The 248-nt window shown below is 58.9% G+C and carries 1 protein-coding gene; it reads right to left on the reverse strand.

What is annotated here, in order from left to right:
• Positions 1 to 248 (reverse strand): alpha-L-arabinofuranosidase C-terminal domain-containing protein (locus tag ACWGTO_RS34045; RefSeq protein WP_454579027.1); only part of this gene is annotated, 248 nt, incomplete at both ends.

Genomic DNA, 248 nt, shown 5'->3' on the forward strand with positions numbered 1-248 from the left:
ACGCCGGTGATGTCGACACAGGAAACGTCGCCCGCCACGGTGGATTTGTAGGTGGGGCTTTCCACCTTGAGATCGAGCGCGTTGCCGCGGCCGTAAATCGAGGCAAAGAGATAGGGATAAAAGATCGTCTGGCGCCATGCCGGGCCATTTGGAACCGTCATGATCGGCGCGATGACGTTGACCAGTTGCGCCAGGCAGGCAATCTTGACGACATCGGAACGGCGGATGAAGGTGTTGAGGATCAGGCC

Source organism: Mesorhizobium sp. PL10, assembly GCF_053714315.1.